This is a genomic window from Mesorhizobium sp. RCAM 05104, assembly GCF_059683645.1.
On the sequence record NZ_CM185033.1, the window covers coordinates 3841513 to 3866346 of the forward strand.

Genomic DNA, 24834 nt, shown 5'->3' on the forward strand with positions numbered 1-24834 from the left:
TCCATGCCGTGACCTTCGAGCTTCGCGGCGGTGGGTGTTGGCGACGCGCTGCACGGTTCCAATTATCTATTCTTCCCGCGCAGGGCAACGATCGCCGCCGCCGTTTCCTCGATCGAGCGGCGGCTGACATCGATCATCGGCCAGCCATGCCGCGTGCAGATCTGGCGGGCATAGGCGAGCTCTTCGGTGATGGCGGCGCGGTCCACATAATCAGTTGCCTCGTACGAACTGCTGTTGCCGAGAACGCGGTTCTGGCGGACATGCGAGATGCGCTCGGCGGTGGCGATCAGCCCGACGATCAGCGGCCGCTTGGCGTTGACCAGGCTTTCCGGCACCGGCACGCCGAGCACGATCGGAATGTTGGCGGTCTTGATGCCGCGATTGGCGAGGTAGATGCTGGTCGGCGTCTTCGACGTGCGCGAGATGCCGACCAGCACGATATCGGCATCGTCCATGTTGGCCGGCAGTTGGCCGTCATCATGTTCCATGGTGAAGTTGAGCGCATCGATGCGGCGGAAATATTCGGCGTCGAGAACATGCTGGGCGCCGACGCGCCGGCCGGCCGGGGTGCCGAGATAGGACTGGAACACTGTCAGCACCGGCTCCAGCACGGAGACACAGGGCAGACCCATGGTGGCGCAGCGCTCGTCAATGCCGCGTGCCAGCTTCTGGTCGACGACCGTATAGAGGATGATGCCCGGCTCCTCCTCGATGTCCTCGAACACCTTCGCCACCTGCTTTTCCGTGCGGATGAGCGGGTAGATGTGCTCGATGGCGCGCGCGTCCTTGTACTGCGCGGAAGCCGCCCGGCCGGCGGCGAGCAGCGTCTCGCCGGTCGCATCCGAAATCAGGTGCAGGTGGAAGAAGCTCTGGGGTTTGTTCACAGGGGGTCACCTGGGGCTGTGGGCTTGTGTGGATAAGGTCGGACAAAAAGACAGGTCGGTCGGAGGCGACTGTATCAGATGGCAGTTTGTCCACAATTCGATGTGCTGCTGGCTTCGTCGAGCGGCTGGGGACAAGTCTGGGGACGGCTTGTCTTGCCTTTCGGATGTCCACAGGGGGATCTTTCCCCGGCGCGTCCTAACGCCTTGACTCCAGTGGTGGATTCCCGGCCTTCCCCAGAACCCTACAATCCGCCGAGCGAAGCGCGCGACAATATGCTTGCTGGCATTTTTCGGGTTAAAGCGGGACAGGTGACAACCACCACAACCAACAGACTCTTAGAATCAGAAGAATCTTAGATATAAGAATATTTGATTATAGAGAGGCTTGGAGAAGCGAGCGCTCGATGCCCCAGAACCGGATCATGTTGGACGTCCTGAAGGGCAAGACGGTGTTTCCGCCTCCGCTCTGGATGATGCGTCAGGCTGGACGCTATCTGCCGGAGTATCGTGAGACGCGCAGGCGGGCCGGTTCGTTCCTCGACCTCTGCTACGATCCCGACCTTGCCGTCGAAGTGACGCTGCAGCCGATCGAGCGCTTCGGTTTCGACGCATCGATCCTGTTCTCGGATATCCTTGTCGTTCCGCATGCGCTTGGCCGCGACGTGCGCTTCGAGGAGGGACGAGGGCCGTTGCTGACGCCGATCTCGGTTGCCGAGATTATGGCTCTGGAGAGCGGCGTGTTTCACGTGAATCTCGAACCGGTCTACGAGACGGTTCGCCGGTTGCGGGCAAAACTTCCCGACGAAACAACACTCATCGGCTTCTGCGGCGCGCCATGGACGGTGGCGACCTACATGATCGCTGGCCATGGCACGCCTGACCAGGCGCCGGCGCGACTGTTCGCGTATCGCGAGCCGGCGGCGTTCCATCATCTCCTGAAGGTGCTGGCCGATCATTCGGCGGCCTATCTGATCCGGCAGATCGAAGCTGGCGCTGATGTGGTGCAGATTTTTGATTCCTGGTCCGGCGTGCTCGACGATGCGTCGTTCGACCAGTTTTGCGTTTGGCCGGTGGCCGAGATCGTCAGGCAAGTGCGCGCCATCCATCCCGACGTACCGATCATCGGTTTTCCCAAGGGGGCCGGCGCTCGCTACCGGACCTATCGGCAGAAGACCGGGGTAACGGCCCTGGGGATCGACTGGACGGTGCCCCTGACGGCGGCGAAGGATTTGCAGCGCTCGGGTGCGGTCCAGGGCAATCTCGATCCCTTGCGGCTCGTGGCTGGCGGCAAGGCCCTATCGGATGGCGTCGAGACGATCCTGAAGACGCTGGGAGATGGGCCGCTGATTTTCAACCTCGGTCACGGCATCACGCCGGAGACGCCGATCGCGCATGTCGAGGCAATGGTGAAACTGGTGCGGAGCGCGACACGCTGATGACCGAGATGAACAATGTGAACAGCACCGGCCAGGCGATGATGCGCATGACGGTCAGCCTCGCTGTCCTGGTTGCCCTCACAGCACTTTTGTTTTTCGTCGCGCCCGACAGTTTCTATCCATGGGCGAAGGCGATCCATATCCTGGCCGTCATCTCGTGGATGGCTGGCATGCTCTATCTGCCGCGGTTGCTGGTCTACCACGCCGATGCCGAGAAGGGTTCGGCGCAGTCGGAGACCTTCAAGGTGATGGAGCGGCGCCTGCTGCGCGGCATCATCAATCCGGCGATGATCGTCACCTGGATGTTTGGGCTGTGGCTTGCCTGGAAAGGCTTTGGTTTCCAGGGCGGCTGGCTGCACGCCAAGATAGGCGCGGTGCTTCTGCTGTCGGCCGTCCACGGCTATCTGGCCGGCGCGGTGCGCAAATTCGCCGAGGACCGGAACGAAAAACCGGCACGGCACTGGCGAATCGTCAACGAGATCCCCACATTGCTGATGATCGCCATCGTGATTCTGGTTGTGGTCAAGCCGTTCTGAGCCTTTGTCAGGCCCGTAAAACGCAGCTTGCTCTTTCACCCGACCGACGATAAAAGACGGGTCTTCCTTCCCGTCATGCGCCGCCCGTCATTGCTTTCGGCCGCGCCCGGCATTTGTCGCATCCCGCCGATATTTCCCCAAAGCTTACTCAGAGTCCGTCTATGCAAGAAATGAAACTCGCCGAGTTCAAGAACAAGAAGCCACCAGAGCTGATCGCTTATGCCGAATCGCTCGAGGTCGAAAACGCCAGCGTCATGCGCAAGCAGGAGCTGATGTTCGCGATCCTGAAGAAGCTGGCCGCCCAGGATGTCGAGATCATCGGCGACGGCGTGGTTGAAGTGCTTCAGGACGGTTTTGGCTTCCTGCGCTCGGCCAATGCCAACTACCTGCCAGGTCCCGACGACATCTATATTTCGCCGTCGCAGATCCGGCGCTTTTCGCTGAAGACCGGCGACACGGTTGAAGGGCCGATCCGTAGCCCGAAAGAGGGCGAGCGCTATTTCGCGCTGCTCAAGGTCAACACGATCAATTTCGACGATCCGGAAAAGATCCGCCACAAGATCCACTTCGACAATCTGACGCCGCTTTATCCGACGTCGAGGCTGAAGATGGAAATGGAGGTTCCGACCTCCAAGGACATCTCGGCGCGCGTCATCGACCTGGTGGCGCCGCTCGGCAAGGGCCAGCGCGCCTTGATCGTGGCCCAGCCGCGCACCGGCAAGACGGTGCTGCTGCAGAACATCGCCCACTCGATCACCACCAACCACCCCGAATGCTATCTGATCGTGCTTTTGATCGACGAGCGGCCGGAGGAAGTGACCGACATGCAGCGCTCCGTGAAGGGCGAGGTTGTTTCCTCGACCTTCGACGAACCGGCGGTGCGCCACGTGCAGGTCGCTGAAATGGTCATCGAGAAGGCCAAGCGCCTGGTCGAACATGGCCGCGACGTCGTCATCCTGCTCGATTCGATCACGCGCCTCGGCCGTGCCTACAACACCGTGGTGCCGTCATCCGGCAAGGTGCTGACCGGCGGTGTCGACGCCAATGCGCTGCAGCGGCCGAAGCGCTTCTTCGGTGCCGCCCGCAACATCGAGGAAGGCGGCTCGCTGACCATTATCGCCACGGCGCTCATCGATACCGGCAGCCGCATGGACGAAGTCATCTTCGAAGAGTTCAAGGGCACCGGCAATTCGGAAATCGTGCTCGACCGCAAGGTGGCTGACAAGCGCATCTACCCGGCCATGGACATATTGAAGTCCGGTACCCGCAAGGAGGACCTGCTGGTGCCGCGTCAGGACCTGCAGAAGATCTTCGTGCTGCGCCGCATCCTGGCGCCGATGGGAACAACCGATGCGATCGAGTTCCTGATCGACAAGCTCAAGCAGACCAAGACCAACGCCGACTTCTTCGATTCGATGAACACGTAACGGTTTGTCCGGGACGTTCCAGTCTAGGCATTGAACCCCATTCCGGGAAACCGGGGTGGGGTTTTTCGTTGCCTGGGATCAGGTCGCATTCCCGATATCGAGTGGCCGTATGCGGCAGCGGGCAGTGTCGCCTTTGTGCGACGACTCGTGTTTGCCAGGCGAGAGACGACGACGTGAACAAGACAATCCCGACCCTGATCGGATTCTCGGCCATCCTGACCTGGTCCCTTCTGGCGCTGCTTTCGACCGCCGCGGGCCCAATCCCGCCCTTTCAGCTGGCGGCGATGACGTTTCTGCTCGGAGCGCTCTTCGGCGCCAGCAACTGGATCTTTCGCCCGCAGGCCATTCGGTCGCTGCGGCAGCCCTGGCCGGTCTGGGCGATCGGAACGGCGGGATTGTGCATCTATCACTGCGCCTACTTCTTTGCGATCCAGTCTGCTCCGCCGGTCGAGGTCAGCCTGATCGCCTATCTCTGGCCGCTGCTGATTGTCGTCTTCGCCGCCTTCCTGCCCGGAGAGAGGCTGAAGGCTCATCACATCATGGGCGTGGTTCTTGGCCTTGCCGGCGCCGTCGTCGTGATCACCAAGGGCGGCACTATCGGTCTGGCCAACGGGGTGATGAAGGGCCATGTCATTGCCCTGTTCTGTGCCTTCATCTGGGCCGGCTATTCGGTTCTGTCGCGCCGCTTCGGCCAGGTGCCGACCGATGTCGTGGTAGGGTACTGCTTCATCACGGCGGCGGTCGCCTTCGCGCTTCACCTGATGCTTGAGACCACTGTCTGGCCGCAGACGACGACGCAGTGGGGGGCGATCATCGTTCTGGGCGCGATTCCTCTCGGCGCCGGCTTTTATGCCTGGGACTATGGCTGCAAGCACGGCGACATCATGATTCTCGGCGCTTTGTCCTACGCGGCGCCGCTGTTTTCGGTAATCGTGCTGCTGCTGGCGGGTTTTGGTGTCTTCCACTGGTCCGTGGCGCTCGCTTGCGTCCTGATCACCATCGGCGCGGTGATCGCTGCCAAGGATCTGTTGTTCAAGCCACGGCGGAATGTCCCTGCGGCCGGAGCAACAATCTTGCCTTCGGAAGCTGAGGCAAGCTGACGCTATTGGCGGCGCAGAAGACGGTCGAACTCATCGGGATTCGTTATGACGGGCAGGCAGACCTGACCAGTGCACAGCCAGGCGCCGGCCTTGCCGGTCGGAGGCAGGATTCCGCCGGGCAGCAAGGGTAGATCTCGCTTCCGAACCGATCGATACGACAATGTCGATACGCCGGGGGTCAGGGCTTCGATTCGCAACCGGAACAAGTGTTGGTTGCGTCGGATCGTCTATCAACACAAGCTTCAGCGGCTCAATCGCCAGAGCGCAGGCGTTTATGATGCCGGCTTGACCATAGGCCTGCTGCGCCGCGCGGCCGGCGGCATGCTCGGCGACTTTCCAGGTTCTCTCCCGCAGGTCGAGATCGCCGGTGACGGACGCCAGCCGGACCATCGCCTCGATGATCTGGCTGGTCGCCGAGGAGATAGCCTCGTCGACATCGCCCCTGATGCGGATCGGCACGTCGGTGCTGTCGGAGGCGGTGAGATAGTAACCGGTCTTCTCGGCGTCGGCGTGCCAAAGGTCGAGCTTCTCGATGAACTGCCTGGCCCGATCGACATAATCCCAATCGCCGGTGGCCTCGAACAGCGAGATCGCCGCATTGGCCATGGCCGCGTAGTCACTGGACAAGGCAGGGAACATTCTCCTGACGCCAAGCATGGAATGCGGCAAGCGGTCGTCGCGATTGGCGGCGCTGATATGGGCGAAGGCCTTTGCCGCCGCATCGATCCAGTCGCGCCGCGCCAGCGATCGACCGGCCTCGGCAAGGGCCGCGATCATCAGGCCGTTCCAGTCGGTCAGGGTCTTGCCGTCGCGGCCTGGCCTGACCCGTTGTTCTCTCACCGCGAGAAGCTTCGCCTTGAGCGGCCTGAGCCGCTCCCGATTGGCCACACTTTGTGACTGCTGGGACCGGCCTTGATGGGCAATCGGCTTGCCCTCCCAAGCATGCGGGCTGGACAGAGTGAAGTGTTTGAAAAACAAGGCAGAATCGTCACCAAGAACAGTTTCGATCTCCTGGCTGTCCCAGGTGTAGAAAAGTCCTTCCTGGCCGTCGCTGTCGGCGTCGAGGCTGGCGGCAAAGGCGCCTCCGTCGACACGCATTTCACGCAGCAGCCAGTCGACCGTTTCTTCGATTCGTATCCGGAACAAATCATTGCCGCTTGCCGCATAGGCCCAGTTGCACAGACGGATGAGCTGGGCGTTGTCGTAGAGCATCTTTTCGAAATGCGGCACCAGCCATTCGGCGTCGGTCGAGTAGCGGCTGAGCCCACCGCCAATGTGGTCGTAGATGCCGCCGCTCAGCATCTGTTCGAGGCTGATGAGGACGTCGTCGCGATGCGTGGCGTTGCCGTCCCGCAGCCAGGACAGCCAGAGTGTGAGCATGAACGGCGCGTTCGGGAATTTCGGCGCGCCGCGCAGGCCTCCGAGATCGCGGTCGACCATGCCGTCGATGCCATTGGCCAGCTTCGCCAGCGTGTCGCGATCAAGCGCCGTCGCTGCATGCGAGCCGGCAAGCCGTGCCCCGACATGCGTGGTCAGGCCATCGGCGCTCTGGTTCAGGCTGGCTCTCTTCTCGCGCCAGGCCTTGTCGACCGCCTCCATCACCTGGACGAAGCCAGGGCGGCCGTAGCGTGGCTCGCGCGGGAAGTAGGTTCCACCCCAGAACGGCTTGCCGTCCGGCGTCAGGAACATGGTCAGCGGCCAGCCGCCTTGCTCGCCCATCGAGGACAGCGCCGCCATGTAGATCTGGTCGATGTCGGGGCGCTCTTCGCGATCCACCTTGATATTGACGAACAGGCGGTTCATGACGGCGGCGACGTCGTCATTCTCGAAGCTCTCGTGCGCCATGACGTGGCACCAATGGCAGGCGGCATAGCCGACGGAGAGCAGGATCGGCCTGTCCAGGGCCTTTGCCTCTTCGAGCGAAGCCAGCGACCAGGCCCGCCAGTGCACGGGGTTGCCGCTGTGCTGCTGCAGATAGGGGCTGGCCTCGTCGGCAAGCAGGTTTTGCGCGGGCAATGTCACATCGGCAACTCGGTTTGCAATGGGGCGGAAGCTAGGGCGGTTCGATAGAGCGGGCAAATGATTTCAAGGGATTCGATCGTTGCGCTGTCGAGCGGCCGGCTACCCGCCGGCGTTGCCGTCATTCGCATTTCCGGCCCGCAGACTCGATTCGTAGTCGAAACGATCGCCGGCGGCATGGTTAAGGACCGCGCGGCGGTTCTGCGCCGACTGCGGGCGCCCGACGGAACCGTGCTCGACCATGGCCTTGTTGTCTTCTTCCCTGGCCCCGCGAGTTTTACGGGTGAGGATGTGGCGGAATTCCATGTCCATGGCGGGCGGGCCGTGGTGGCCAGGATGCTGGAGGCGATCACCGGTTTTGAGGACGTCAGGCACGCGGAACCCGGCGAATTCACGCGTCGCGCCTTCCTCAACGGCAAGATGGACCTGGTAGAAACGGAGGCGCTGGCGGATCTCGTCAATGCCGAAACCGAGGCTCAGCGGCGCTTTGCGATCCAGAACGCCGAGGGCGCCCAGAGCGAGCTCTATCTCGGGTGGCGGCGGCGGCTGATCCATGCCCGGGCGATGATCGAAGCCGAGATCGACTTTGCCGACGAGGACGATGTTCCAGGTTCCGTTTCGGATACGGTTTGGTCTGATGTCCGAGCGATGATCGGCGAGATTGACCGCCACATCGCCGGGTTCCGCGCTGCCGAGATCATCCGCGACGGGTTCGAGGTCGTTATCCTGGGTGCGCCCAATGCCGGCAAGTCGAGTCTGTTCAACACCTTGGCGCGGCGGGATGCAGCTATTGTAACAGATGAGCCAGGCACGACGCGGGATCTGCTTGAGGTGACATTGGATCTCCAGGGCCTGCGCGTCCGGCTGACGGACACGGCCGGACTGCGCGATGCGCCGGGCAGGATCGAGGCGATTGGGATCGAGAAGGCAAGAGCCAAGGCGGATCGTGCCGATCTCTTGCTGCTGCTCCAAGACCTGGCGAATCCCAGGGATGTCGGTCCGCTGCCGGCCGCGATACCGGCCTTGCGGGTCGGTACCAAGCTCGACCTGCTGGATGGGCAGGCCGCCGCGGAGGAAGCCGGACAGTACGATCTTGTCATTTCAGTCGTAGAGGGGACTGGCGTCGAGGCACTGCTCGCGGAGATCGGCGAACGGGCGGCTGGCGCCGCGGGCAACGTCGGCGATGTTCTGCCGTCGCGCCTGCGCCATATCGAATTGCTTGGCGAAACGAACAGTCATCTGCTTCGCGCGACCGGCGACGAGGGCGTCGGGCAGGAACTGCGCGCGGAGGAATTGCGGCTCGCCGCCGATCGTCTCGGCCGGATCGTTGGCGCCGTCGATGTCGAGGACCTTCTTGACGTCATCTTCTCGCAGTTCTGTATCGGGAAATGACTCACGTGAAACATATCTCGCCCGGCAACGCGTTCGGATGACTCACGTGAAACATTGGGGCGGATCGCGACTCACGTGAAACAGGGTGAAGACGGCCGTAACGCTGTTTCACGTGAAACGATGCGCCGAGTTTTCTTGACAGCACGGTCTCGCGAGGACATGTGTCGATCGAATCTTTGAGTCCGGGATTTTGGAATGACCGATCACTATGATGTGGTTGTGGTGGGCGGCGGCCACGCGGGTTGCGAGGCGGCCAGTGCCGCCGCGCGCGCTGGCGCGAGGACCGCGCTGGTGACGCTGCGCTTCGACACGATCGGTGTGATGTCTTGCAATCCGGCGATCGGTGGGCTCGGCAAGGGCCATCTGGTTCGCGAGATCGACGCCATGGACGGCCTGATGGGCCGGGTGGTGGATGCCGCCGGCATCCAGTTCCGCTTGCTGAACCGCCGCAAGGGGCCTGCGGTGCGCGGCCCCCGCACGCAGGCCGACAGGAAGCTCTATCGCCTTGCCATGCAAGCAGCGATTCGGCAGCAGAACGATCTCGACGTTGTTGAAGGCGAGGTTCTCGATTTTGAAATCGACGAGGGCCGAATCGCTGCTGTTCTGCTTGCCGGTGGCCGCAGGTTGGCCTGCGGTGCGGTGGTCCTGACCACCGGAACCTTCCTGCGCGGGCTCATTCATATTGGCGAGAAGAAGATTGTCGCCGGCCGCATGAATGAGCAAGCCAGCGTTGGCCTGTCGGCAACGATGACACGGGTCGGTTTCAAGCTCGGTCGGTTGAAGACCGGCACACCGCCCCGGCTCGACGGGCGCACCATCGATTGGGCATCGCTGGAGAGCCAGGCGGCGGATGAGGATCCGGTGCCGTTCTCGCTGATGACTGATCGTATCGAGACGCCGCAGATCGATTGCGGCATCACCCGCACCACTGCGGCCACGCATGACCTGATCCGCGCCAATCTTAACCGGTCGGCCATGTATTCCGGCTCGATCGAGGGCGTGGGACCGCGCTATTGCCCGTCGATCGAGGACAAGATCGTCAAATTCGGCGACAGGGACGGGCACCAGATCTTCCTGGAGCCGGAAGGGCTGGATGACGACACCGTCTACCCCAACGGCATCTCGACCTCGCTGCCCGAGGATGTGCAGCTCGGTATCCTGAAAACCATTCCCGGACTTGAACGCGCTGTCATGCTGCAGCCCGGCTATGCCATCGAGTATGATCATGTCGATCCGCGCGAACTGCATCAGACGCTCGAGACGAAGCGCGTTGGTGGCCTCTTTCTTGCCGGACAGATCAACGGCACGACTGGCTACGAGGAAGCGGCTGGGCAGGGCTTGCTTGCCGGCCTCAATGCGGCGCGGCGTGCGTCAGGCGGCGAGCAGGTCGTGCTCAGCCGCACCGAGGCCTATATCGGCGTGATGGTCGATGACCTGACCAGCCGTGGCATCAGCGAGCCCTACCGGATGTTCACCTCGCGGGCCGAGTTCCGGCTGTCGCTGCGCGCCGACAATGCGGACGAGCGGCTGACGCCTCTCGCCGCGAAGCTGGGAATTGCGTCGGCGCAACGAATGCAGCGTTACGGCGACATGATGCAGCGGCTCGACGCGGCACGGGAGCTGGCGGTCGCGCTCGCCATGACCCCCAATGAGGCGGCGCGTCACGGGTTGGAGATCAACCGCGACGGCGTTCGCCGCTCGGGCTACGAATTGCTGGCCTATCCCAACGTCGACGTCGCCTGGCTCGCCAGCGTCGAACCGAAATTCGCGGCGATCGACGCCAAGACGGCTGAGCGGCTCGAAACGGAAGCGAAATATTCGGTTTATCTCGATCGCCAGAAGTCGGACGTCGCGCAGATCCGGCATGAAGAGAGCCGGTTGATCCCCGAGACCGTCGACTTTACCTTTGTGCCGGGGCTGTCCAACGAGCTGAAGCAGAAGATGCAGGCGCGGCGGCCCCGCTCCATCGCCGATGCCCAGCGCATGGAGGGCATGACGCCGGCGGCGCTGGCGATCATTGTCGCCCATGTCCGCCACCAGGAGAATGCGCAGAGGGACGTTGCGTGAGCTCTTTCTCCTGGAAGAGCCTGCAGGACGCGGCAGGCCCGGTTTCACGTGAAACATTTGATCGCCTGGTGGCGTTCGAGCAGATGTTCCAGAAGTGGAACCGCAGCATCAACCTCGTCGCGCAATCGACATCCGGCGATGTCTGGCAGCGTCACATCCTGGACAGTGCGCAGCTCGGGCACATAGAGCCCTCCGCCGCGCGCTGGGTAGATCTGGGCTCGGGGGGCGGATTTCCGGGCCTTGTCATGGCCTTCCTGCTTGCCGAACGTGATGGCGCCAGCATCGACCTCGTTGAAAGCAACCGCAAGAAAGCCTCCTTCCTGCAGGCCGTCGTCGGCCAGTTCAACCTGCCGGCGCGCGTCGTGGCGCGCCGCATCGATGACAGCCATGCGCTTGTTTCGACACCACAAATCGTCACGGCGCGGGCGTTGGCCCCGCTTTCGACCCTGCTGGACCTGTCGGCGCCGTGGCTGACATCAGGCGCGCGCGGGCTGTTTCACAAAGGCCGGGATTACCGCGCCGAAGTGCAAGAAAGCGTTCACCGATGGTCCTTCGATCTGGTAGAACATCCAAGCGTGACCGACGCTGGCGGCGTCATTCTTGAGCTGTCGAATTTGCGGCCTGTCTGATTTTTGCTTGGCGACCTCGATATGAATTTCTGGCATAGACCCATGATGAAGAATGGCCCCCGAATCATCACCGTAGCCAACCAGAAAGGTGGCGTCGGCAAGACGACCACCGCCATCAATCTGGCCACGGCGCTGGCGGCAATCGGCGAAAAGGTGCTGATCGTCGATTTGGATCCGCAAGGCAATGCCAGCACCGGCCTCGGCATCGACCGCAAGGACCGCACGGTTTCGTCCTATGACGTGCTGACGGGTGAGCTGGAGCTGGAAGCGGCGGCCATCCCGACCGCTGTGCCTGGCCTGTCGATCGTTCCGTCGACGCTCGACCTGCTTGGCATCGAAATGGAGATCGCGTCGGCGCCGGACCGGGTCCTGCGGTTGCGCAACGCCTTGCGTGCCGCTTCGGCGCGTTCGGCCGGTTTCGGCTATGTGCTGATCGACTGCCCGCCGTCGCTCAACCTCCTGACGCTCAATTCGATGGCCGCGGCCGATTCGGTGCTGGTGCCGCTGCAATGCGAGTTCTTCGCGCTCGAAGGCCTCAGCCAGTTGCTGGAAACCGTCGAGCAGGTTCGCCGTTCGATCAATCCGGATCTAACCATCCAGGGCATCGTGCTGACCATGTATGACGGCCGCAACAATCTCGCCAACCAGGTGGTCCAGGATGTCCGCGCCCATATGGGCGACAAGGTCTACGAGACCATCATTCCGCGCAATGTGCGGGTGTCCGAGGCGCCGTCCTACGGCAAGCCGGCGATCCTGTACGACCTCAAATGCTCGGGCAGCCAAGCCTATCTGCAACTGGCATCGGAAGTGATCCGTCGCGAGCGTAAATTGCGCGCCGCTTGATTAGGCCGGATGCATAGACCAAAAGCCGCTTCGATACCGAAACGATCCGGGACCCTGGAATAAAGATGAGCGAAGACCTTTCGAGAAAAAGACTGGGCCGCGGGCTGGCAGCGCTGATCGGCGAGATCGATCGCCCGGCGGCGCCGGAAAAGCCTGGCATGAGCGCCGATGGCAAGGTGCCGATCGAGTTTCTCAGCCCCAACCCGAAAAATCCGCGCCGGCATTTTGGCGACGCCGAACTGACCGATCTGGCGCAGTCGATCCGCGAACACGGCATCGTGCAGCCGGTGGTGGCGCGGCCATCGCCGACCCAGGCTGGCCGCTATGAGATCATTGCCGGCGAGCGGCGCTGGCGGGCGGCGCAGCGCGCCGGGCTGAGCGAGATCCCGGTCATCATCCGCGAGGTCAACGACCGCACGGCGCTCGAGCTGGCAATCATCGAAAACGTCCAGCGCACGGACCTCAATGCGGTCGAGGAGGCGCTCGGCTACCAGCAACTGATCGACGAGCACGGCTACACCCAGGCCGATCTCGGCCAGGTGATCGGCAAGAGCCGCAGCCATGTCGCCAATACGCTGCGACTCCTGAAGCTGCCCGACGTGATCCGCGACATGCTGGTCGACGGCGCGCTGTCGGCCGGCCATGCGCGCACGCTGGTGACGGCGGAGGATCCCGCCGGACTTGCCAAGCGCATCGTCGAAGAAGGACTTTCGGTGCGCCAGGCCGAAGCGCTGGCGCAGATGCCGGTCGGCCCCACTCCAGCCAGGGCGAAGCAAGCGCACAGCGCGCCGGAAAAGGACACCGACACGCTGGCGCTGGAAAAGCTGATGACCGACACGCTCGGCATGATCGTGTCGATCGATCACAAGGGCAGGGGCGGCGAGCTGCGGGTTTCGTATCGGTCGCTGGAGCAGCTTGACGAGCTGTGTCGCAGGCTGAAGCAGGAACGGTAGTTAGCCGGCGAAACATCGTGGTGTCAGTGACCTTTGGAGTGGCTGTAGCGATTTGATTTTAAGACGAATTCGTCAGTAAATCTGATTGCTATGTGCGTCGACGCTGCCCCTCACCTGCCTGCCGGCATCCTCTCCCCGTAAACGGGGCGAGGGACGCGCTCATCGACGGTTTCGCCAATCACAAACATTGCAGGAAGGACGCCAGCGCTGCGGCCAGCGTCTTTCTCCCCGTCACTATACGGGGAGAAATGCCCGGCAGGGCAATGAGGGAAGGCGCTGACATCGACCGTCGGCCACTTCCGGCAAAAGCCTAAGGCGCCGGTTGCGTCCAAAGACCTACCTTTGCGCCAGCCGGCTGCTTTCCACCGCAATACCGAGCAGTGCCTGCCTTGCCAGTGCCACCGAAAGGTCCGGCCGTCGCCGCGTCTGCAGCACGGCGGTCTGCAAACGGGTCAGGGCGCGGCCGAGCGCTTCGCTGCTCCAGCGCTCCAGGGCTTTCTCAACCAGTTTGCGCCGTGAGAAGAACACCGGCGGCCGGGCGGCGGCGACGACGGATGCGGCGTTGCGGCCACCCGAATCCATCTGGCCGCGCATGGCCTGGATTTGCTGCAGCTGCCGCATCGCCGATGAAAGGACCAGGAAGGGCGGGCCGCCGGACTGGCAATGACGGGTGAAGGCGGTGTCGAAGTCGCCGATCTTGCCTTCGAGAAGCGCATCGACCGCGTCGTCGAAGGACGCGCCCGACACGTCACCCGACATGGCCTTGACCTCTTCCAGACCGATCTCCTTCTGGCCATGGGCATAGAGAATGAGCTTCTCGATTTCGCCGCGCGAGGCCAGCCGGTCGCCGCCCAGATTGCGGCGCAGCGCCAGTCGCGCCTCCATGGTCATCGACATGCCGGCCTTGCGCAGTTCATCGTCGATGACCGCGTCGATATCCCTGGCTTCATCGGCATAGCAAGGCAGGGCCATGGCGTTGTCCGCCGCCTCGACGACGGCGCGCAGCCCGACGCCCTTCTTGAGATCGCCGGCCTCGATCACGATGATGGCATCGCGCGGCGGTTCGGCGGTGAGCGCCTTGACGTCGTCGGCCAGCGCCTTCTGGCCGCTGGCGTTGCGCACCCACAGCAGGCGCCGCTCCGAAAACATCGGCACGGTGCGCGCTTCGTCGAGCAGGCGGCCCTCGTCGCGGTCAACCTCCGAGCCCTCCAGCCGGACCACCGAGAACGGATCGTCGAGCGGCAGGCCGGTCTTTTCGGCAAAGGCTTTCGCACGCTCGGCGACAAGCCCACGGTCTGGGCCATAGAGCAGGACGATCGAGATGCGCGGATCCGGCCGCGCCAGCCAGGAATCGACCTCGAAAGCTTTCTTCTGTGCCATGAAGGGTGGTTAGCATGATGTCGGGACGGCTTCCAGCTTGGGTTCCTCTCCCACCGGAGGGTGTCCGATCGGCCGAAGCGGAGAAACGCGGGGCGAGCGGCAATCATGTGGAAGCATGGCTTCGATGAAGGTCGACCCCCACTCCGTCGAGCTTCGCTCGACACCTCTCCCCCGCGCGACGGGGGAGAGGAAAGCCGCGGGTTGGCGAACCTTGGCGCCCGTCTTCTCCCTCAGGATGCGTTACAGCGGGGGTGAGGAACCCGAGTGTTGCCGGCCAATGGCCTTATCTGGCGACAAACCCGCCGCAACCTTGCGCCTAATTGCGCGCCTCCCGCCAACATCGACAAGAAATTTCGCGGACATATCTACATCCTGTGCGCGGGAGGCTGCATCGGCCGGCGCGGCCGGGACCGGAGCCCGAAGGCCTGCCCGACGAATTCGCACTGGTCTGGCGGCGCGGATATGCAAATATCCTTGGCCAGGCAACATTGGAGGACAAAGGTCATGGCCGATGCTGGGATGTTGCGTTTTCACGTTCCGGAACCGGAAGTGCGGCCGGGCGGAACGCCTGACTTTTCCAATGTGACCGTCCCGAAGGCCGGCTCGGTGCCGCGCCCGGAGATCGATGTCGATCCGCGCACGATCCGCGACCTCGCCTTCTCGATCATCCGGGTGCTGAACCGCAACGGCGAAGCCGTCGGCCCTTGGGCGGGGTTGCTTTCCCATGACGAGTTGTTGGCTGGCCTTCGCCACATGATGACGCTCAGAACCTTCGACGCCCGCATGCAGATGGCGCAGCGCCAGGGCAAGACGTCGTTCTACATGCAGCATCTGGGCGAAGAGGCGGTGAGCTGCGCCTTCCGCAAGGCCCTTAGCCCGGGCGACATGAACTTCCCCACCTACCGGCAGGCAGGCCTGCTCATCGCCGACGGCTATCCGATGGTTACGATGATGAACCAGATCTATTCGAACGAGGCCGACCCGCTGAAAGGCAGGCAATTGCCGGTCATGTACTCGTCGAAGGAGCACGGCTTCTTCTCGATCTCCGGCAATCTGGCGACGCAGTACATCCAGGCGGTCGGCTGGGCGATGGCTTCGGCGATCTCGAACGATTCGCGCATCGCCGCCGCCTGGATCGGTGACGGCTCGACCGCCGAGTCCGACTTCCATTCGGCGCTGGTATTCGCCTCCACCTACAAGGCGCCCGTCGTGCTCAATGTCGTCAACAACCAGTGGGCGATCTCGACCTTCCAGGGCATCGCGCGCGGCGGGTCCGGCACCTTTGCCGCGCGAGGGCTCGGCTTCGGCATCCCGTCGCTGCGCGTCGACGGCAACGATTATCTCGCCGTCCACGCGGTGGCCAAATGGGCGGCGGAGCGCGCGCGCAGCAATCTCGGGCCGACGGTGGTCGAATATGTCACCTATCGTGCCGGCGCGCATTCGAGCTCGGACGATCCTTCGGCCTACCGGCCGAAGACCGAATCCGACGCCTGGCCGCTCGGCGACCCGATCGTGCGGCTGAAGAACCATCTGATAGGGCTCGGCGTCTGGTCGGACGAGCGGCACGCGCAGGCCGAGGCGGAAATCCTCGACACGGTGATCGCGGCGCAGAAGGAAGCGGAAAGCCACGGCACGCTGCACGCCGGCGGCAAGCCGTCGACGCGCGACATGTTCGAGGGCCTCTATGCCGAGATGCCGCCGCATCTGCGGCGCCAGCGCCAGCAGGCGGGAGTCTGAGCCATGCCGAGACGGACCATGATCGAGGCGATCCGCGACGCCATGGATGTGTCGATGGGACGTGACGACAAAGTCGTCGTGTTCGGTGAGGATGTCGGCTTCTTCGGCGGCGTCTTCCGCTGCACGCAGGGTCTGCAAGCGAAATACGGCAAGAGCCGCTGCTTTGACGCACCGATCAACGAATCCGGCATTGTCGGCTCGGCCATCGGCATGGCCGCCTATGGGCTGAAGCCCTGCGTGGAAATTCAGTTTGCCGACTACATGTACCCGGCCTACGACCAGCTGACCCAGGAAGCGGCACGGCTGCGCTACCGCTCGAATGGCGATTTCACCTGCCCGATCGTGGTGCGGATGCCGACCGGCGGTGGCATCTTCGGCGGCCAGACCCACAGCCAGAGTCCGGAAGCGCTGTTCACCCATGTGTCGGGGCTGAAGACCGTCGTGCCGTCCAACCCGCATGATGCCAAAGGGTTGCTCATCGCCGCGATCGAGGATCCGGACCCTGTGATCTTCCTCGAGCCGAAGCGGCTCTACAACGGCCCCTTCGACGGCCATCACGACCGGCCGGTGACGCCATGGTCGAAGCATGAACTCGGCGAGGTCGCCGACGGCCACTACACGGTACCGCTCGGCAAGGCCGCGATCCGCAGGACGGGCGCGGCGGTCACGGTGCTCGCCTATGGCACCATGGTCTATGTCGCGCAGGCCGCCGTCGAGGAGACCGGCATCGATGCCGAGATCATTGATCTCAGGACCCTGCTGCCCCTCGATCTCGACACCATCGTGGCGTCGGTCAAGAAGACCGGGCGCTGCGTCATCGTGCACGAGGCGACGCTGACCTCCGGCTTCGGCGCCGAGCTGTCGGCGCTGGTGCAAGAGAACTGTTTCTACCATCTGGAGGCGCCGGTGGCGCGGGTCGCCGGCTGGGACACACCCTATCCGCATGCGCAGGAGTGGGACTATTTCCCCGGTCCCGCCCGGCTTGGCCGCGCTCTCATCGAAACCATGGAGGCCTGAGATGGGCGAGCACGTCATCAAGCTGCCCGATGTCGGCGAAGGCGTCGCCGAAGCCGAGCTGGTCGAGTGGCATGTCAAGGTCGGCGACATCGTGCGCGAGGACACCGTGCTCGCCGCCGTCATGACCGACAAGGCGACGGTCGAAATCCCATCGCCCGTCGATGGCCAGATCCTGTGGCTGGGCGCCGAGATCGGCGACACGGTGGCGATCGGCTCGCCCATCGTACGGCTGAAGGTGGCGGGCGAGGGCAATGCGAAGCCACAGGGCGGCGACGAGGTGGAAGTGGTGGCCGCCGAAGCTCCGGCGAGGCTCCCGACGCCGAAGCCTGAAACCGTTGCGCCAATCGCGAAGGCCTCGCCAAACGCCAGCGCAACGGATATAAAGCCGGCTGCGGCCGTTGTGAAAAACGCCCAGCAGCCTTCCGTCTCTGGCGCGCCGCGTCTGGAGGGTGAGAAACCGCTGGCCTCGCCGGCCGTGCGCCTGCGGGCCAGGGAGGCCGGCATTGATCTCAGGCAGGTTGCGGGAACCGGCCCGGCCGGCCGCATAAGCCACGAGGATATCGAGGCCTATCTGACCCGCGGTCCTCAGGCCGCCAAGACCTCCGGCCTTGCCCGCAACGACACGGTAGAGGACATCAAGGTGGTCGGGCTCCGGCGCAAGATCGCCGAGAAGATGACGCTGTCAAAGTCGCGCATCCCGCACATCACCTATGTCGAGGAGATCGACGTCACCGCGCTGGAGGAACTGCGCGCAGCGCTCAACAAGGAAAAACGCGCAGACCGGAGTGGAGCAGAGCGGCCGAAGCTGACATTGCTGCCGTTCCTGATGCGGGCGATGGTCAAGGCAATCGCCGATCAGCCCAATCTCAATTCGCTGTTCGACGACGAAGCCGGCATCATCCACCAGCATGGCGGCATCCATATCGGCATTGCCGCGCAGACGCCGTCGGGGCTGGTGGTGCCGGTGGTCAAGCATGCCGAGGCGCGCGACATCTGGGATTGTGGCGCCGAGGTCATCAGGTTGGCGGAAGCGGCCAAGTCCGGCACGGCGACACGCGACGAGCTGTCCGGCTCGACCATCACCATCACTTCGCTTGGCGCCATGGGCGGCGTGGCGACGACGCCGGTGATCAATCATCCGGAAGTGGCGATCATCGGCGTCAACAAGATGATGGTGCGGCCGGTGTGGGACGGCACGCAGTTCATCCCGCGCAAGATGATGAACCTGTCCTCCAGCTTCGACCATCGCGTCATCGACGGCTGGAACGCGGCGGTTTTCATCCAGCGGATAAAGGCGCTGCTGGAAACGCCAGCGCTGATTTTCGTGGATTAGAGTGATGCGGTTGATCAAGACGGTTCGTCGGAAGTTGCCGGCGCTGGTGTGTGGGCTTCCCCTTCTCCCATTGTGGGAGAAGGTGTCGCCGAAGGCGACGGATGAGGGGTGCTCCAGGGAACGCCAACGCCTCACTTCGCTGGAACACCCCTCATCCGTCTCGGCGCTATCGCGCCGATCCACCTTCCCCCACAAGGGGGGAAGGAAAAGGCACGTCGCGGCCTTCGCCGAAGGGGAGCAGTCGTCATGAAGGAAATCTCCTGCAAGCTGCTCGTCATCGGCGCCGGTCCCGGCGGCTATGTCTGCGCCATCCGCGCCGGCCAGCTCGGTATCGACACGGTGATCGTCGAGGCCGGCAAGCCTGGCGGCACCTGCCTCAATGTCGGCTGCATTCCGTCCAAGGCGCTGATCCATGCGGCGGAAGAGTTCGAGAAGGTGTCGCACATGGCCGGCGGCAACAGCCCGCTCGGCATCTCGGTCTCGGCACCCGTGCTCGACCTTGCCAGAACCGTGGCCTGGAAGGATGGCATCGTCAGCCGGCTCAACAGCGGCGTGGCAGGTTTGCTCAAGAAGGCCAAGGTGAAGACCGTTCAGGGTTGGGCGACGTTCCGCGATGGCAAGACCGTCGAGGTCGAGACCGAGACCGGAAGCCAAGTGATCCGCGCCGAAACGATCGTGATCGCCACCGGTTCGGCGCCGGTCGAACTGCTATTCCTGCCGTTTGGCGGACCGGTGATTTCATCCACCGAGGCCTTGGCGCTGGGCGAGGTGCCGAAAAGGCTCGCCGTCGTCGGCGGTGGCTATATCGGCCTCGAACTCGGCATGGCCTTCGCGAAAATGGGTGCCAAGGTGACCGTGGTCGAGGCTTTGCCGCGCGTGCTGGCGCAGTACGACGCCGAGCTTACCCGGCCTGTGGTCAAGCGGTTGGCCGAACTCGGCATCGAGGTGATGCTAGGTGCCAAGGCCAAGGGCCTGTTGACCAAGGGCGATGCGCTGCTGGTCGAGACACCGGATGGCAAGAGCGCCAAGGTGGCCGCCGACAAGATCCTGGTGACGGTCGGCCGCAAGCCGGTGACCGAAGGCTGGGGGCTCGACCAGATCGACCTCGACAGGGCCGGCAAATTCATCCGTATCGACGACCAGTGCCGCAGCTCGATGCGCGGCGTCTTCGCCATCGGCGATGTCACCGGCGAGCCGATGCTGGCGCACCGGGCGATGGCGCAAGGCGAAATGGTCGCCGAGATCGTGGCTGGCCACAAGCGCAGCTGGGACAAACGCTGCATTCCAGCGGTGTGCTTCACCGACCCCGAGCTGGTGACGGCTGGTCTGTCGCCGGACGAGGCAAAAGCTCTGGGCGGCGAGATCAAGATCGGGATGTTCCCCTTCGCCGCCAATGGCCGCGCCATGACCAAGCTCGGCGAGGACGGTTTCGTGCGTGTTGTCGCCCGCGCGGACAACCATCTGGTGCTCGGCATCCAGGCGGTCGGACAGGGCGTCTCGGAACTGTCGGCGGCGTTTGGTCTGGCGCTCGAAATGGGGGCAAGGCTGGAGGATATCGCCGGAACAATCCACGCGCATCCGACGCAGGGCGAAGGGTTCCAGGAAGCGGCGCTGAAGGCGCTCGGCCACGCGCTGCATATTTAGGCGTTTACGCTCCCCCTTGTGGGGCGCAAGGGGAGAGGAACAGCGCTAACCTACTCCCCCAGGCTCCCTTCCTCTCCCTCCGGAGGGGGAGGTGGCGCTGCGAAGCAGCGACGGAGTGGGGGAAGCCGGTCCTCAAATGCGCCGCCACTGACAACTCGCCACAGCGCCTCAAACAGGGCGAGGCATCGCTCCGGCTTGAAATAACAACGCCCGAGCCAGATCGACCCCGACTCCGTCGAGCTTCGCTCGACACCTCTCCCCCGGTCGACGGGGGAGAGGAAAGGGGCGGCTCCTCAGCTCGCGAGCCGGCTCTCCATCTCGTGCTGCGCGTAGGCGCGGCCGAAGCGGTTGGCGAGGAAGGCGTCGAGCGCGATGTCTTCCTGTCTGATGAAACCGGTCGCGGGCAAGGTCCCATCGGCGAGCATGTCGAGCACGGCGCAGATGCCGGAGGCAGTGGTGATCTGGATGGCGCTGCGCACCGTCTGGCCGATGCGCCTGGAGTAGATCTTGTTGGCGTAGGTCTCCTGCAGCAGGCGGCCGTTCTTGCGGCCCGAGACAGTGACGAAGACGATGACCACGTCCTGCAGCGTCGCCGGCAGGGCGCTCTCGAAGATGTCCTTCAGCACCTCGCGGCGGTGGCGCAGCCCAAGATCGTTGAGCAGTGCCTTCATGATCGCGGCGTGGCCGGGATAGCGGATCGTGCGGTAGTTGAGCGTGCGCACCTTGCCCTTCAGCGTCTCCGCCAAGGTGCCGAGCCCGCCTGACGTGTTGAACGCCTCGTAGGTGACGCCGTCGAGCGAGAATTCCTCGCGCTCCTCCAGCGGCGGCACTTCGACCAGCTCGCCCTCGACGATCGCCTCGCAAGGCTCGCAATATTCGTTGATGACGCCGTCAGTGCTCCAGGTCAAATTGTAGTTCAACGCGTTGGAGGGATATTGCGGCAGGGCGCCAACCCGCATGCGCACGCTCTCAAGCGTGTCGAAGCGGCTGGCCAGATCATTGGCGACGATCGAGATGAAGCCCGGCGCAAGGCCGCATTGCGGGATGAAGGCGCTTCTGGCCGAGCGGGCCAGTTCCTTGACCCGCCTTGTGCTGACGACATCCTCGGTGAGATCGAGATAGTGCACGCCGGCACTTGCCGCCGCCTCGGCGATGCGCGTCGTCAGATGGAACGGGGCGGCGCTGAGCACCGCGAACTTGTCGGCCAAGGCCGCTTCGAGCGTGCCGGCTGCCTCGATGTCGAGTTCCAGCGTGGCGACCGCCGCGGGCAGTTCGGCCGCGGCGAGTTGCGCCCCGGAGCGGTCGACCAGGGTGACTTGATAATCACCCGTACCGGCAAGCATACCGGCAATGGTCGAGCCGATCTTGCCGGCGCCGACAACCACAATTTTCTTCATGACCAATCCCTCGCGCGAAAGCTGATTTCTGAGGACAGGATCGCAGCTTGCTCGTCGAAAGGAAGCGTGGAATTGTTCGAAACGAAACTCTGAATGCGCACTATGCCGACAGGATTCGTCGAAATGATCAGTGACGCCGAACAAGCCCTGCTTTCCCTGCTGCGCGAGAATGCGCGCGCCTCGACCGCCGAACTCGCGCGGAAGCTCGGCGTTTCGCGAACGACGGTGCAAAGCCGGATCGAGCGGCTGGAACAGCGCGGCATCATCACCGGCTATGGCGTCAGGCTGGCGCCGGACTACGAGCAGGGGCTGGTGCGGGCGCATGTGCTGCTCACCGTGACGCCCAAGCTCGCCGACAAGGTGGTGCGCGGCCTGCGCGCGCTGGCGCCAGTCAGGGCGCTCCATTCCGTCAGCGGCAATTTCGATATGATCGTCATCGTCGATGCGCCGTCGATCCGGGATCTCGATCTGCTGCTCGACCAGATCGGTGCCATGGACGGGGTCGAGCGGACCTTGTCGTCGATCATCCTGTCGACGCGCATCGACCGCTGATCATCGGGTGATGATCGCGAGGAAGGCACCGTCGCGGCACTCTCCCCGTCGGCACGTGCGGACCTGATCGCTGCGAACGTTGAGTGCTTTTCGCTTACTGATCTGTAAGAAACCGGCAAATCCCTTGTATGTTTGACAGCGTATATCGACGTCTGACCTGCGGAAAAAGATATTCGGCAAAAGTCGAAAACCCGTAGATGGAAATTACAATGACGTTCTGGGTTCGGGTTTCGCATATGCTGTACCGCAGCGACTCCAGCGGAACCAGCAAGGAGATATGGACAACCACATCCCTGGTGCTCTTTACCATCGCTCTTCTGCTGATTGCTGTATCGGGAAATGGTTCCTCACCGCATGAGCACTGGCAGACGCTGTGGATGTGGTAGCCGCGATGCAGCCCGGGTTCTCGTTAGTTCGCGCCGGTATGTCTATGCGGCCGGCGGCTTGGCTCTCGGAAAACTCACGGTGACCGCCAGCCCGGGTCGGCAGTCCTCGAGGACGATTGTCGCCCCATGCAGGTCGACGATGGCCCGCACTAGGCTGAGGCCGAGGCCACTGCCGGGCGTCGACCGGCTATTGTCAAGCCGATACAGCCGCTGGAACACCTTGTCGCGCTCATCGGCCGGAATGCCGGGCCCGTTGTCGCTGACCCTTGCAAGAATATGGTCGGCCTGCGGGGTCACCGACAATTCGATGGCAGTGCCCGCGGGGCAGTGCCGCAAGGCATTTTCCACGAGATTGGCGAACAACTGCGTCAGCAGCTCACGGTCTCCATGGATCTGGCTTCCATGGAGCACCGTTGCCGACAGGGACTTTCCATCGTCCTCGGCGACGTCGGCGTAGATTTCGGCGATGGTTTCCACCACCTCTCCGAGATCGACATCGGTGAACCGCGCCTTGCGGGCGCCAGCCTCGATCTGGGCGATCCGCAGCAGCGCGTCGAAGGTCTCGTTGATCTGCAGGCTCTCCGCATGCGCCTCCGCCAGTTCGTCGGAGACCTCCTGGCCCGACAGGTTCCTTTCCGACGCGGTGTCGAGGATCATCTGCAGGCGGTTGAGCGGTGTTTTCAGGTCGTGCGCGATGTTGGCGCTGACCAGTCTCATGCCTTCGACCAGCCCGGACAGGCGGTCGAGCGCCGCATTGACCTGGGTGGACACGACGTCGATATCGTCGCCATTGCCGGTCAGGGGGATGCGGGCCTCCAGCCGACCATGCGAGACGTCCACCATCGTGGCGGCAATGCCGTCGAGACGGCGCTGGACGCGCGTGGCAAGCAGGGCACCGCCGGCAACGGCCAGCCCGGTGATGATGAGCGTCCCCCAGCCGAAGCTCATCAGCACCACCGTTTCCAGCTCCTCCGTCTCGGAAAGGCTGAAGGCGACCGTCAGACTGTTGCCGCCGATCGAGCCGGAATAGGCGCGGTACTCGGTGCCTGGAGGCACGCCGGGCAGGACGGCGTCGAACATCGAGAAACCGTCGGGAAGGCCCGCCGCTGTGAAATTGCCGGCCACGTGGTTTCCGGCAGGGTTGGTGAGCGAAAAGAGCTGCTCTTTCTTGGGACTGAGCTGCGAATGGCTCGTGACCGTGGCGATGAGGTCCTCGGGATCGGTCTCATAGGTCGCCGCCACGACCGAGTAGGTTTCCTTGATGGCTTCATCGAGCCGCTCGGCAAGATCGGCGCTCATCATCTGGTAGACGATGGCGCCCGACAGCACGAAGGCCAGCACGAACAGAAAGGCGAATGTCAGGGCAAGCCGGAAGGGCGTGCTGCGCAGCAGACGGGCTCTTGTACCCGTCATGGCGCAAGCGGGGCGTGCAGACTGTAGCCGGTGTTGCGGACCGTGTGGATGAGCTGGGCTTCGAACGGCTTGTCGATCTTGGTCCGCAGCCGGCTGATATGGGTCTCGACCACGCTGGTCTTGGGATCGAAGTGAAAATCCCAGACGCGCTCCAGCAGCATGGTGCGGGTAACGACACGTCCTTCGCCGCGCATCAGCACTTCCAGCAGGCTGAACTCCCTCGGTTGCAGGTCGATCGGATGGCCCTGCCGGGTGACGCGCCGCATGATCAGGTCCATCTCGAGGTCGGCAACCCGCAAGACGGTCTTCTGCTCCTGCGCGGCCGGCCGGCGGCCGAGCGCGTTGATGCGGGCAAGCAACTCTGAAAAGGCGAAGGGCTTGACCAGATAGTCGTCGCCACCCGCCTCGAGGCCCTCGACGCGGTCGTCGATGCCGCCGACGGAGGTTAGAAAGATGGCCGGGGTCCGCACGCCTGCCGCGCGGATCGCCTTGACCATCGACAGGCCGTCGAGACCGGGGATCATTCGATCGGCCACGATAACGTCATAGCCGCCGCTGGCCGCCGCGAAAAGCGCGTCGTGGCCGTTGCGCAGCAAGTCGCAGACATGACCGGCCTCGGTCAAACCCTTGACGATGTAGTCGGCCGTCTTGAGGTCGTCCTCGACAAGAAGAAGTCGCATGGCTGTTCC

The 24834-nt window shown here is 63.5% G+C and carries 20 protein-coding genes and 1 pseudogene; 15 read left to right on the top strand and 6 right to left on the bottom strand.

What is annotated here, in order from left to right:
- Positions 1 to 62: 62 nt before the first annotated feature.
- Entirely contained in the window at positions 63 to 884 is an 822-nt protein-coding gene (locus tag AC56QP_RS18770; RefSeq protein ID WP_256753283.1) for a pyruvate, water dikinase regulatory protein, read from the bottom strand.
- Positions 885 to 1288: 404 nt separating this feature from the next.
- On the opposite strand from AC56QP_RS18770, the gene hemE reads away from it, so the two are divergent.
- The 4 genes from hemE (at position 1289) to yddG (ending at position 5383) form a co-directional block, all read left to right on the top strand.
- Entirely contained in the window at positions 1289 to 2320 is a 1032-nt protein-coding gene (gene hemE, locus AC56QP_RS18775; RefSeq protein WP_489858591.1) for a uroporphyrinogen decarboxylase, read from the top strand.
- Entirely contained in the window at positions 2320 to 2856 is a 537-nt protein-coding gene (gene hemJ, locus AC56QP_RS18780; RefSeq protein ID WP_489858590.1) for a protoporphyrinogen oxidase HemJ, read from the top strand. Before hemE ends, hemJ begins: the two co-directional genes overlap by 1 nt.
- Before the next feature lie 161 nt (positions 2857 to 3017).
- Positions 3018 to 4283 (top strand): transcription termination factor Rho, encoded by a 1266-nt coding sequence (rho, locus tag AC56QP_RS18785; protein WP_082525387.1) that lies wholly within the window; start codon positions 3018 to 3020, stop codon positions 4281 to 4283.
- Positions 4284 to 4456: 173 nt separating this feature from the next.
- Positions 4457 to 5383: an aromatic amino acid exporter YddG gene (gene yddG, locus AC56QP_RS18790; RefSeq protein ID WP_489858589.1), complete on the top strand. Its 927-nt coding sequence runs from the start codon at positions 4457 to 4459 to the stop codon at positions 5381 to 5383.
- Positions 5384 to 5385: 2 nt separating this feature from the next.
- Here the strand turns inward: yddG and AC56QP_RS18795 are convergent.
- Positions 5386 to 7405, bottom strand: a pseudogene (locus tag AC56QP_RS18795) (thioredoxin domain-containing protein).
- Between the two features lie 57 nt (positions 7406 to 7462).
- Here AC56QP_RS18795 and mnmE point away from each other — a divergent pair.
- The 5 genes from mnmE (at position 7463) to AC56QP_RS18820 (ending at position 13286) form a co-directional block, all read left to right on the top strand.
- A complete protein-coding gene (gene mnmE, locus AC56QP_RS18800) occupies positions 7463 to 8794 on the top strand; it encodes a tRNA uridine-5-carboxymethylaminomethyl(34) synthesis GTPase MnmE (protein ID WP_489858587.1) in 1332 nt (443 codons plus the stop codon).
- A 195-nt stretch (positions 8795 to 8989) separates the two neighbouring features.
- Positions 8990 to 10861: a tRNA uridine-5-carboxymethylaminomethyl(34) synthesis enzyme MnmG gene (mnmG, locus tag AC56QP_RS18805; protein ID WP_489858586.1), complete on the top strand. Its 1872-nt coding sequence runs from the start codon at positions 8990 to 8992 to the stop codon at positions 10859 to 10861.
- A complete protein-coding gene (gene rsmG / locus AC56QP_RS18810; protein WP_489858585.1) occupies positions 10858 to 11490 on the top strand; it encodes a 16S rRNA (guanine(527)-N(7))-methyltransferase RsmG in 633 nt (210 codons plus the stop codon). The genes mnmG and rsmG overlap by 4 nt, the downstream gene beginning before the upstream one ends.
- Before the next feature lie 42 nt (positions 11491 to 11532).
- Positions 11533 to 12333, top strand: coding sequence for a ParA family protein (locus tag AC56QP_RS18815; protein ID WP_091575900.1), 801 nt, complete (start codon positions 11533 to 11535; stop codon positions 12331 to 12333).
- A 65-nt stretch (positions 12334 to 12398) separates the two neighbouring features.
- Positions 12399 to 13286: a ParB/RepB/Spo0J family partition protein gene (locus AC56QP_RS18820; RefSeq protein ID WP_489858584.1), complete on the top strand. Its 888-nt coding sequence runs from the start codon at positions 12399 to 12401 to the stop codon at positions 13284 to 13286.
- A 336-nt stretch (positions 13287 to 13622) separates the two neighbouring features.
- Here AC56QP_RS18820 and holA read toward each other — a convergent pair whose 3' ends face one another.
- Positions 13623 to 14666 carry a DNA polymerase III subunit delta gene (holA, locus tag AC56QP_RS18825; RefSeq protein WP_489858583.1) on the bottom strand — a complete coding sequence of 348 codons (1044 nt, stop codon included), beginning with the start codon at positions 14664 to 14666 and terminating at the stop codon, positions 13623 to 13625.
- 504 nt (positions 14667 to 15170) lie between these two features.
- Between holA and AC56QP_RS18830 the strand changes: the two genes are divergently transcribed.
- The 4 genes from AC56QP_RS18830 (at position 15171) to lpdA (ending at position 20397) form a co-directional block, all read left to right on the top strand.
- Positions 15171 to 16403: a 3-methyl-2-oxobutanoate dehydrogenase (2-methylpropanoyl-transferring) subunit alpha gene (locus tag AC56QP_RS18830; RefSeq protein ID WP_489858582.1), complete on the top strand. Its 1233-nt coding sequence runs from the start codon at positions 15171 to 15173 to the stop codon at positions 16401 to 16403.
- A gap of 3 nt (positions 16404 to 16406) precedes the next feature.
- The gene (locus tag AC56QP_RS18835) at positions 16407 to 17420 is read left to right on the top strand and encodes an alpha-ketoacid dehydrogenase subunit beta (protein WP_489858581.1); all 1014 of its coding nucleotides are present in this window, start codon (positions 16407 to 16409) and stop codon (positions 17418 to 17420) included.
- A 1-nt stretch (position 17421) separates the two neighbouring features.
- Positions 17422 to 18753 (top strand): dihydrolipoamide acetyltransferase family protein, encoded by a 1332-nt coding sequence (locus tag AC56QP_RS18840; RefSeq protein WP_489858580.1) that lies wholly within the window; start codon positions 17422 to 17424, stop codon positions 18751 to 18753.
- Positions 18754 to 18999: 246 nt separating this feature from the next.
- On the top strand, positions 19000 to 20397 hold the full coding sequence (gene lpdA / locus AC56QP_RS18845; RefSeq protein ID WP_489858579.1) for a dihydrolipoyl dehydrogenase: 1398 nt from the start codon (positions 19000 to 19002) through the stop codon (positions 20395 to 20397).
- A 293-nt stretch (positions 20398 to 20690) separates the two neighbouring features.
- Here the strand turns inward: lpdA and AC56QP_RS18850 are convergent, their stop codons facing one another.
- On the bottom strand, positions 20691 to 21794 hold the full coding sequence (locus AC56QP_RS18850) for a saccharopine dehydrogenase family protein (protein ID WP_489858578.1): 1104 nt from the start codon (positions 21792 to 21794) through the stop codon (positions 20691 to 20693).
- A gap of 123 nt (positions 21795 to 21917) precedes the next feature.
- Here AC56QP_RS18850 and AC56QP_RS18855 point away from each other — a divergent pair, with 123 nt between their 5' ends.
- A complete protein-coding gene (locus AC56QP_RS18855) occupies positions 21918 to 22346 on the top strand; it encodes an Lrp/AsnC family transcriptional regulator (protein WP_256753267.1) in 429 nt (142 codons plus the stop codon).
- Between the two features lie 209 nt (positions 22347 to 22555).
- Entirely contained in the window at positions 22556 to 22732 is a 177-nt protein-coding gene (locus AC56QP_RS18860) for a hypothetical protein (RefSeq protein ID WP_489858577.1), read from the top strand.
- 42 nt (positions 22733 to 22774) lie between these two features.
- Here AC56QP_RS18860 and AC56QP_RS18865 read toward each other — a convergent pair whose 3' ends face one another.
- The gene (locus AC56QP_RS18865) at positions 22775 to 24145 is read right to left on the bottom strand and encodes a HAMP domain-containing sensor histidine kinase (RefSeq protein ID WP_489858576.1); all 1371 of its coding nucleotides are present in this window, start codon (positions 24143 to 24145) and stop codon (positions 22775 to 22777) included.
- Positions 24142 to 24825: a winged helix-turn-helix domain-containing protein gene (locus AC56QP_RS18870; RefSeq protein ID WP_091575911.1), complete on the bottom strand. Its 684-nt coding sequence runs from the start codon at positions 24823 to 24825 to the stop codon at positions 24142 to 24144. Before AC56QP_RS18870 ends, AC56QP_RS18865 begins: the two co-directional genes overlap by 4 nt.
- Positions 24826 to 24834 lie beyond the last annotated feature (9 nt).

Bases quoted from the DNA above. Each gene is read 5' to 3' on its own strand.
- hemE (WP_489858591.1), top strand. From the start codon at position 1,289: ATGCCCCAGAACCGGATCATGTTGGACGTCCTGAAGGGCAAGACGGTG.
- AC56QP_RS18855 (WP_256753267.1), top strand. From the start codon at position 21,918: ATGATCAGTGACGCCGAACAAGCCCTGCTTTCCCTGCTGCGCGAGAAT.
- AC56QP_RS18835 (WP_489858581.1), top strand. From the start codon at position 16,407: ATGCCGAGACGGACCATGATCGAGGCGATCCGCGACGCCATGGATGTG.
- AC56QP_RS18850 (WP_489858578.1), bottom strand. From the start codon at position 21,794: ATGAAGAAAATTGTGGTTGTCGGCGCCGGCAAGATCGGCTCGACCATT.
- AC56QP_RS18840 (WP_489858580.1), top strand. From the start codon at position 17,422: ATGGGCGAGCACGTCATCAAGCTGCCCGATGTCGGCGAAGGCGTCGCC.
- hemJ (WP_489858590.1), top strand. From the start codon at position 2,320: ATGACCGAGATGAACAATGTGAACAGCACCGGCCAGGCGATGATGCGC.
- mnmE (WP_489858587.1), top strand. From the start codon at position 7,463: ATGATTTCAAGGGATTCGATCGTTGCGCTGTCGAGCGGCCGGCTACCC.
- lpdA (WP_489858579.1), top strand. From the start codon at position 19,000: ATGAAGGAAATCTCCTGCAAGCTGCTCGTCATCGGCGCCGGTCCCGGC.
- AC56QP_RS18820 (WP_489858584.1), top strand. From the start codon at position 12,399: ATGAGCGAAGACCTTTCGAGAAAAAGACTGGGCCGCGGGCTGGCAGCG.
- mnmG (WP_489858586.1), top strand. From the start codon at position 8,990: ATGACCGATCACTATGATGTGGTTGTGGTGGGCGGCGGCCACGCGGGT.
- AC56QP_RS18830 (WP_489858582.1), top strand. From the start codon at position 15,171: ATGGCCGATGCTGGGATGTTGCGTTTTCACGTTCCGGAACCGGAAGTG.
- AC56QP_RS18860 (WP_489858577.1), top strand. From the start codon at position 22,556: ATGACGTTCTGGGTTCGGGTTTCGCATATGCTGTACCGCAGCGACTCC.
- AC56QP_RS18815 (WP_091575900.1), top strand. From the start codon at position 11,533: ATGATGAAGAATGGCCCCCGAATCATCACCGTAGCCAACCAGAAAGGT.
- AC56QP_RS18865 (WP_489858576.1), bottom strand. From the start codon at position 24,145: ATGACGGGTACAAGAGCCCGTCTGCTGCGCAGCACGCCCTTCCGGCTT.
- AC56QP_RS18870 (WP_091575911.1), bottom strand. From the start codon at position 24,825: ATGCGACTTCTTCTTGTCGAGGACGACCTCAAGACGGCCGACTACATC.
- holA (WP_489858583.1), bottom strand. From the start codon at position 14,666: ATGGCACAGAAGAAAGCTTTCGAGGTCGATTCCTGGCTGGCGCGGCCG.
- rho (WP_082525387.1), top strand. From the start codon at position 3,018: ATGCAAGAAATGAAACTCGCCGAGTTCAAGAACAAGAAGCCACCAGAG.